This is a genomic window from Streptacidiphilus monticola, assembly GCF_042658505.1.
GTDB lineage: Bacteria > Actinomycetota > Actinomycetes > Streptomycetales > Streptomycetaceae > Streptacidiphilus > Streptacidiphilus monticola.
In genome coordinates this window covers 1-8,435 of sequence record NZ_JBHSQJ010000182.1, presented here as the reverse complement: position 1 = coordinate 8,435, position 8,435 = coordinate 1, and the positions used below count along the sequence as shown (strand labels likewise).

5 protein-coding genes are annotated in these 8,435 nt (G+C 73.2%); 1 reads left to right on the top strand and 4 read right to left on the bottom strand.

Going from position 1 to position 8,435, the window contains the following annotated elements; translation table 11 throughout:
* Positions 1 to 31 precede the first annotated feature (31 nt).
* From ACFP3V_RS31090 to ACFP3V_RS31075, 4 genes are all read right to left on the bottom strand, one after another.
* On the bottom strand, positions 32 to 541 hold the full coding sequence (locus ACFP3V_RS31090; RefSeq protein WP_380590956.1) for an NUDIX domain-containing protein: 510 nt from the start codon (positions 539 to 541) through the stop codon (positions 32 to 34).
* A gap of 98 nt (positions 542 to 639) precedes the next feature.
* Positions 640 to 1,548 carry an aminoglycoside phosphotransferase family protein gene (locus tag ACFP3V_RS31085; RefSeq protein ID WP_380590953.1) on the bottom strand — a complete coding sequence of 303 codons (909 nt, stop codon included), beginning with the start codon at positions 1,546 to 1,548 and terminating at the stop codon, positions 640 to 642.
* 120 nt (positions 1,549 to 1,668) lie between these two features.
* Complete coding sequence (locus ACFP3V_RS31080) at positions 1,669 to 3,318, bottom strand: AMP-binding protein (RefSeq protein ID WP_380590950.1); 1,650 nt, start codon at positions 3,316 to 3,318, stop codon at positions 1,669 to 1,671.
* 145 nt (positions 3,319 to 3,463) lie between these two features.
* The gene (locus ACFP3V_RS31075) at positions 3,464 to 5,869 is read right to left on the bottom strand and encodes a beta propeller repeat protein (RefSeq protein WP_380590947.1); all 2,406 of its coding nucleotides are present in this window, start codon (positions 5,867 to 5,869) and stop codon (positions 3,464 to 3,466) included.
* Between the two features lie 386 nt (positions 5,870 to 6,255).
* Here ACFP3V_RS31075 and ACFP3V_RS31070 point away from each other — a divergent pair, with 386 nt between their 5' ends.
* Positions 6,256 to 7,440: a pyridoxal phosphate-dependent aminotransferase gene (locus tag ACFP3V_RS31070; RefSeq protein ID WP_380590959.1), complete on the top strand. Its 1,185-nt coding sequence runs from the start codon at positions 6,256 to 6,258 to the stop codon at positions 7,438 to 7,440.
* The last annotated feature ends 995 nt before the right edge of the window (positions 7,441 to 8,435 follow it).

Here is an 8,435-nt window from a genome sequence, read left to right as displayed (position 1 = left end):
CGCAGCCGGGGCCCCGGTGCATGCCGGGCGGCTACGCGTCCTCTGCCTCCAGCTCCGCGCGGGAACTGACGAGGACCCGCGTCCGGCCGTCCTGCCGGGCGGCGAGCGCGGCCCGGACCCGGCGAGCGCGCAGGGGGCCCGCGTAGCGGTCCCCCTCCGCGGCGTCGATCCACAGGGCGGAGTCGATCTCGTCCTCCTGCAGCCTGAGCGGCGTGCCGGTCGGCACCGAGCCGAAGTCGAAGTGGAGTTGCACCCCGGGCATGTCCTGCAGCGACGTTCCCCCTGCGGTGATCCACGAGACGACCAGCAGCGCGCCCGGCTCCAGGTCCAGCCCCGTCTCCTCCAGAAGCTCGCGCCGCGCGCACGCGGCCGGGCCTTCGTGCGGCTCGCAGACCCCGCCCGGCCACTGCCACCAGCGCCGGTAGGACTTGAGCAGCAGGACCCGCCCCTGACCGTCCGTCACCAGCGCGGAGGCGGCGACGAACGCCCGCGGCAGCGCGGCCAGGAAGGCGTTCCGGTCATGGGGAGTCGAGGAAGCCATGCCCACCAGCCTCGCAGGCCCCTCCCCTCCCACGGGAGGCGCGCCGGGGGCGCGCGAGAGCACGGTGCTCCGCGGTCCGGGGCCCGGCGGAGCGGCGCTCAGCGGCCCGTCGCGGTGAAGTCCGCGAGAGCCTCCGCGATCGCCGTACGGGCGACGGCGGCGAGGACCGGGTTGGTGCGGTGGTAGTACGCGAGGGCGCCGAAACCGAAGCACAGGGCCCAGCCGCGGCCGCGCAGCCAGGTGGCCTCGTCGGGCGCCGCAAGGTCCCGGAACGTGTCGCGCGCCGCGCCGGAGAAGGAGGTCCAGGCGGGGAGCAGGTCGGCCGCCGGGTCCCCGGCGTTGAGGCCGCCGAAGTCGATGACCGCGACCAGCCGGCCGCGGTCCACCAGCAGGTTGCCCGGCAGCAGGTCGCAGTGGACCCAGACCGGCGGGCCGGTCCAGGGATCGGCGGCCAGGGACGACTCCCAGGCGGCGGTGGCCACGGCGGGGTCGACCATGCCGCGGCGGTCGAGTGCGGCGATGTCGGCGCGCACCCCCGCGTCCCGCTGGATCAGCGGGACGGAGCGGAAGCCGTGCGGGCCGCCGGTCGCGTCGATCCCCCGCAAGGCCGTGACGAAGGCCGCGAGTTGAGCGGCCGTCAGGTCCGGGTCGTCGGGCGGGGAGGCGACGGCGTCCGCGCCGTCGAGCCACCGCAGCATGCTCCACGGCAGCGGGAACTCCGCGCTCGGCGCTCCGGTCCCCAGCGGTTCCGGTACGGCGAGCGGGAGTCGCGGGGCGAGCAGCGGGAGCCAGCGCTGTTCCTTGACCACCGCCTCCGTGGCACCGGGCCGCCTCGGCAGGCGGACGACGAGTTCGGCGCCGAGCCGGTACATGGCGTTGTCCGTGCCGGCGGAGGGCACCCGGGTCACCGGCAGTCCCGCCCACTGCGGGAACTCCGCCGCGACCAGGCGGCCAACCAGCTCCTCGTCGGTGTCGATCTCGTCGGCGTGCATGCGGGCCTGCGCCATCGGAGCCTTCCGTGTCGTCCGGGCGAACCGGGCAGGGCGAACCGTCCGATGATGGCCCGGCCTGCCGCAGCCGGGCCAACGGTTTTCGCTTTCGGCGGTCCTCGCGAGGCCGGCCCGGGCTCAGGCGTGGCGGGTCTGCGCGGCGTCGTGGAGGCCCAGCAGCTCGACGGCCTGCTCGCGCATCTCCACCTTGCGGATCTTGCCGGTGACGGTCATCGGGAACTCGTCGACGAGGTGGACGTAGCGCGGGATCTTGTAGTGGGCGATCCGCCCCGCGCAGAAGGCCCGCAGCGCCTCCGGGGTGAGCGGCTCCGCACCCGGACGCAGCCGGATCCAGGCCATCAGCTCCTCGCCGTACTTGGCGTCCGGGACGCCGATCACCTGGGCGTCCACGATGTCCGGGTGGGTGTAGAGGAACTCCTCGATCTCGCGCGGGTAGATGTTCTCGCCGCCGCGGATGACCATGTCCTTGATCCTGCCGGTGATGTTGAGGTAGCCCTCCTCGTCCATGACGGCCAGGTCGCCGGTGTGCATCCAGCCGCCGGCGTCCACGGCCTCGGCCGTCTTGGCGGGCTCCTCCCAGTAGCCGAGCATCACCGAGTAGCCGCGGGTGCACAGTTCGCCGGGCGCGCCCCGCTCGACGGTGGCGCCGGTCACCGGGTCCACGACCTTGACCTCCAGGTGCGGGCCGACCCGGCCCACCGTGGAGACGCGGCGCTCCAGCGGGTCGTCGGTGCGGGTCTGCGTGGAGACCGGGGAGGTCTCCGTCATGCCGTAGCAGATGGAGACGTCGCGCATGCCCATCCGCTCCACGACCTGCTTCATCACCTCGATCGGACAGGGCGATCCCGCCATGATGCCGGTGCGCAGCGAGGACAGGTCGTAGCCGTCGAAGCCGGGGTCGTTCAGCTCGGCGATGAACATGGTGGGGACGCCGTAGAGCGAGGTGCAGCGCTCGGCCGCGACTGCGGCGAGTGTCGCCGCGGGGTCGAAGGCGGGGGCCGGGATGACGACGCAGGCGCCGTGGGAGGTGGCGGCCAGGTTGCCCATCACCATGCCGAAGCAGTGGTAGAAGGGCACCGGGACGCAGATCCGGTCGGCTTCGGTGTAGTGGCAGAGCTCGCCGACGAAGTAGCCGTTGTTGAGGATGTTCCGGTGGGAGAGGGTGGCGCCCTTCGGGAAGCCGGTCGTGCCCGAGGTGTACTGGATGTTGATCGGGTCGGTCGGGCTCAACTGGGCGCCGATCTCCGTCAGTTGCCCGGGATCCGCGGCCTCGCCCGCGGCGAGGAGCGCGTCCCACTCCGGCGAGCCGATCAGCAGGATGTCGCGCAGGTACGGGCAGTCGGGCGCGGCCTCGGCGAGCATGGCGGCGTAGTCGGAGGTCTTGAAGGAGCGGGCCGCGACGACCGTCCTGATGCCCGACTGCCGGAGCACGTAGGCGAGTTCGTGGGTCCGGTAGCCCGGGTTGACGGTGACCAGGATCGCGCCGACGCGGGCGGTGGCGTACTGGACCAGGAACCACTCGGCGCAGTTGGGCGCCCAGATGCCGACCCGGTCCCCGCGCCCGACGCCGAGGGCGAGCAGCCCGAGGGCCACCCGGTTCACGTCCCGGTCAAGCTCCCGGTAGCTCCAGCGGCGGCCGGTGGCCAGGTCGACCAGGGCCTCGCGGTCGGGGAAGGCGGCGACGGCCCGGTCGAGGTTGGCGCCGATGGTCTCTTCGAGCAGCGGGGTGTCAGCGGGGCCTTGGGCGTGGCTGGGGATGGCGGACATCGGGCGGCTCCTGGACGTCATCGTCGGGCTGCGGCTGCTGCGGGCTCCCCTCCCCCGGTCCTGGAAGATCGGGACCGGAGGAGGGCTCCGAGTCTAAGGAGCAGGTGCGAAGCCCGCCAGGCCTCCGGTGGCCGCCGCCCCGGCGTCAGGCCAGGTCGCCGACGATGATCCCGCGGCCGTTGGTGCCGACGTACACCCGGCCGTGGACCCGTGGGTCCCCGGTGAGGGTGGAGCCGGTCCAGCCGTACTGGTGCCGGTCGTCGTTGATCCGCACCCAGTGGCGGCCCGCGTCGTCCGAGCGGAACAGCCCGCGCACGCCGCGGATCCGGGCACTGGTGTACACGGCCGGGTAGGACGAGCCGGGGGCGGCCATGCCGAATCCGACGACGTCGCCCTCGTCCACGCCGGGCAGCCGGACGAAGGAGTCCCCGGCGTCGGTGGAACGCCACAGCCCGTACACGCCGCCCGCCTTTCCGCCCGCGAACCACACGTCCCCGCGCCGCCCCGGAACCGCCTTGAAGCGCACGTTCCCGGTGCCGGGAAGTCCGGCGGCGCCCGTGGCGGCGAAGCTGCGGCCGCCATCCGTGGAGCGGTAGAAGACGCCGCCCGAGAAGGCGTAGAACAGGCTCGGGTCGACCCGGTCGGCGCGCAGCGAGGCCCCGGCGGGGAGCCCGGCGACGGCGGTCCAGGTCTGCCCGCCGTCGGCGGTCCGGCTGACGGCGGCTCCCCCTGGGGCCCACAGCACCTGGCTGCCGTCGGCGGAGACGGCGATGGCGTTCTCGTCGGAGCCCGGTCCGGTGAGCCCCGTGGGCTCGGTGCCCGAGGGGCGCCAACTGACGCCGCCGTCCGAGGAGATGGCGAAGTGCTGGGTCCAGCTGCCGCTCGGGCTGCCCACCCTGACGACGGTCAGGGGGGCCAGTTCCGCGAAGTCGATGGCGATGGTGGTGCCGAAGGTGGGGGTGTCGTAGGCCATGGCGGAGGCGCCGAAGTCCAGGTGCCGGAAGCCGCCGATGTCGCCCACGGCGGAGAGCAGATGAGCGTCGCCGGTGGGCGGACTGATCAGCGAGAGCACCGCCGTCTCCTCCAACCCCTGGGCGCGGACCGAGAGATGGACGGTGCCGCCCGGTTTGTCCCAGTCGGTGAGGTTGTCCGAGCCGTAGACGGTGGCCCCGGTGCCGTAGAGGACGCGGTCCGAGTCGAAGGGGTCGATCTCCAGCGCCTCCGTCATCCAGCCCAGCTTCGGGGACAGTTCGGGCAGCGCGGGGCTCTGGTTGAAGTCCAGCCAGGGCGCGGCCGAGATGTCCATGTCGTAGCGGAGGCTGCGCTGCGGGTAGGCGCCCCAGTCCCATGCCCGGGTCCAGCTCGAACCACCGTCCGTGGACCGGTAGATGACGATATCGGGCCACCAGGAGATCTGGGTCGCCACCATCAGCGTGGACGGGTTCTGCCGGTCGATGCTCAGACCACTGTAGCCGAAGGCGTCGTCACCGCTCGTGGACGGGACGGGGCTGATCCTCGTCCAGGTGTCGGTCGCGGTGTCCAGCTTCCAGACATCACCCTTCGAACCGTCGTACGGCCCGGCGGTGTTGCTGGTGGCGAGGTACAGGAAGCCGTTCCGGTCGTCGAGCACGGCCTTGTGCGGGAGGTACCCGGTGGGCTGGCCGGGCACCCGCTGCCAGGTCTGCCCGGCGTCGCGGGAGCGGTACAGGATGTTGTCCGGGTCGGCGACGGTGACGTAGAGGGTCTGTGTGGCGGTGGCACCCCGGCCGAGGCGGCCCGCACCTCCCGTGCGCCGGTCGAAGAGGGGCTGCAGGACACCGAGGTTGTCGCTGTTGTAGCCGCTGGCGTCGGAGGGGTCCGGCACGAAGGTGCCCGCGTTGGGGAAGGACGTCACCTGCGCCCAGGTCTCGCCGTGGTCGGCGCTGCGCCAGAGCCCGTGGCCGCCGCGAGCGCCGAGGTAGAGGACGCTGTTGCGGTTGGGGTCCACGGCCAGCCGCTCACCGATGCCCCGGCCGGGCATGTTGCCGCCGAGGCGGAACGGGAGCGGGGTCGTCCGCCAGGTCCGGCCGCGGTCCGTGGAACGGAGCACGGCGCCCAGGCTCGGGTCCCAGTCCGGGTTGGTGTAGGTCCCGACCGCCGCGTAGACCCGGTCGGGATCCCGCTCGTCCGTGGCCAGGCTGATGACGCCGGTGTGCCCCCACTCGTCCCAGCCGACCCAGTCCAGCAGCGGCACCCACCGGCCGGTCGCCGGGTCGAGCCGGTAGGCACCGCCGATGTCGGTACGGGCGTAGACGAGCCCGCGCTCGGCGCGGTTGAAGACGATGCCCGGCACGAAGCCGCCGCCGACGATCTCGGCGTTGCGCCACCGGTAACCCCGCGCGGACGACGCGGAGTTGGCGACGCCTGCACTCTGCTCCGCCGTCGGCGTCGCGGCGGCGGCCGGGCCGGACAGCGTGACGGCCCCGGCCAGCGCGGCCGCGCCGACGGCTCCGGACAGCAGGGCGCGCCGGGACAGGCGCGGAGCAGGGCGGTGGTCGGGAGGCATCGACATCGCGGATCCCTTCGGGAGGGTGGGTGGTGGCCGGAAGCGAGAGAGCTGCGGCCGACGGGTTCTCGACGCGCTTCGAAGGCGACTCACGTTAACGATGGGCTTCCTTGGGGGACAAGGGGCTTGCAGCGTCGAATCGCTTCGACAGCACCGGGGTTGCCCAGCGTCCGTGGCAGCGCGTGCGACGGCACGTGCCGCGGACGTCGCCAGGGGGACGGCTGGTCGGCTAGGTTCGCCCTGCGGCCGCCGGACCGAGCCGGGCGGCGGGATGCGGGACAGGCGTCAGGCGCGGGCGAGGCGGGAAGGTGCGGCACGTGGGCACGACGGCGGGCGGTCAGGGTTCTGCGGCGGAGGGATCGGCTGGTGCCACCGGCGCCTCGGAGACATCGCTGGGGGCGCGGCCGCTGCTGAACCGCCGACTGACCACCATGGGGACGACGATCTTCGCCGAGATGTCCGCCCTGGCCGCCGCCACCGGCTCGATCAACCTGGGCCAGGGCTTCCCCGACACGGACGGTCCGCGTGCGGTCGCCCAGGCCGCCGCGGACGCGATCCTCGCCGGGCGCGGCAACCAGTACCCTCCGGGCCCGGGCGTCCCCGAGCTGCGGACGGCCGTGACGGAGCACCAACGACGCTGGTACGGGCTGGAGTTCGACCCCGACTCGGAAGTCCTGGTCACCGCCGGCGCGACCGAGGCCATCGCCGCGACGCTGCTGGCCCTGCTGGAACCGGGCGACGAGGTCATCGCCTTCGAGCCCTTCTACGACTCCTACGCCGCGTGCATCGCCATGGCAGGAGCGGTCCGCGTCCCGCTGACGCTGCGCGAGCCGGACTTCCGCCCGGACCTGGACGAGCTGCGCTCCCTCGTCACGCCGCGGACCCGGCTGCTGCTGCTCAACAGTCCGCACAACCCCACCGGCATGGTGCTGCGCCCTGACGAGCTCTCGGCCATCGCCCAACTGGCCGTCGAGCACGACCTGTTGGTGGCGACGGACGAGGTCTATGAACATCTGGTGTTCGAGGACAGCGCAGCGGGGGCCGTGAGCCCGGCCCATCTTCCGCTGGCGTCCTTCCCCGGCATGCGGGAGCGGACCGTCTCCATCTCCTCCGCCGGGAAGACCTTCTCCTTCACCGGCTGGAAGGTCGGCTGGGTGACCGCGACCCCGGAACTCGTCGCGGCCGTGCGGACCGCCAAGCAGTATCTGACCTACGTCAGCGCCGGGCCCTTCCAGTACGCGGTCGCGGACGCACTGCGGATGGACGACTCGTACTTCACGACGTTCCGCGCCGAGCTGCAGCGCAAGCGCGATCTGCTGGCGTCCGGGCTCGCGGCGGCGGGCTTCGAGGTGTTCCGGCCCGAGGGAACATACTTCATCACGACGGACATCCGGACCATGGGAGAGAAGGACGGCTTGGAATTCTGCCGCCGCCTCCCGGAGCGGTGCGGGGTGGTGGCGATTCCCAACGTCGTCTTCTACGACAACGTGGAGGCGGGGCGGAGCCAGGTGCGCTTCACGTTCTGCAAGCAGGAGGCGGTGCTGGAGGAGGCGGTGGAGCGGCTGAGGAGGCTCTGACGCCCATGCGGGGGACTGCGGAGACGGTCGCCACGAAGAGTGCAACGGCATTCGACGTTGCGCGAGTTGACGTCCGTGCTGCTCGCTCCGCTCGCGAAGGACAAGCGACTACGGGAGGGGCTGTCCGGGGCGGGCCGCCGCTGCCGGCTTCCGACGGGCCGACCTTTCGGCCTCAGAACCGGCCGGGGTGGTCCGCGCCGGTCAGACAGGCCGGCCCTGGTCAGTCAGGCCGGCCCCGGTCAGACAGGCCGGCCCCGGTCAGACCGGCGGCCCGGCCGGAGTGCCGGGGCGCCGGCCGCAGGCCCGGAGTGCCGGGGCGCCGGCCGCAGTGCCGGGGCGCCGGGGTACCGGCCGCAGGCCCGGAGTGCCGGGGCGCCGGCCGCAGGCCGGAGTACCAGCCGCAGGCCGGAGTACCAGCCCCGCATGCCCTACCCGAAGCCAATGGCCCGGTTCGGGCAAAGGGCCCGGCCGGTGCCCTGCCCGGCCCGAGTCCAAGGCCCGGATCGGGGAGAAGGGGCGTGGCGTCGTGGCGGGTTGTCGACAGCAGCCCGTTGATGCCCGTCAACCCGCCACAGCCCGAGCGACCGTGACGCAGCGTCGCCCACCATGGGCAGGCTCCCTCACAGCAACCGCTCCGGCCGGGACAACCACCCACCTCGGGCAGGAGCCAAAGGGGGTGTGGCGGGTTGCCGACAGTTGGGGCCGAACCCCCGCCAACCCGCCACACCCCCACACGTCCCGGGCCTCGCCTCGCCGGGCCCGGCCCCGCGTCGGGGCGCAGAAACCACCGCACGCCCCGAAGCAACTCCCCGGGCCCCGCCCCGCGTCGGGGCACCGAAACCACGGCACACCCCGCAGCATCTCCCCGGGCCCGGGCCCGCGTCGGGGCACGGAAACCACCGCACACCCGGCAGCAACTCCCCGGGCCCGGGCCCTCCCCTAGCCTGCCGGTCCTTGCGAGCGGAGCGAGTCATCGGTATTCCTGCGGAGACGCC

Bases quoted from the DNA above. Each gene is read 5' to 3' on its own strand.
- ACFP3V_RS31080 (WP_380590950.1), bottom strand. From the start codon at position 3,318: ATGTCCGCCATCCCCAGCCACGCCCAAGGCCCCGCTGACACCCCGCTG.
- ACFP3V_RS31085 (WP_380590953.1), bottom strand. From the start codon at position 1,548: ATGGCGCAGGCCCGCATGCACGCCGACGAGATCGACACCGACGAGGAG.
- ACFP3V_RS31075 (WP_380590947.1), bottom strand. From the start codon at position 5,869: ATGTCGATGCCTCCCGACCACCGCCCTGCTCCGCGCCTGTCCCGGCGC.
- ACFP3V_RS31090 (WP_380590956.1), bottom strand. From the start codon at position 541: ATGGCTTCCTCGACTCCCCATGACCGGAACGCCTTCCTGGCCGCGCTG.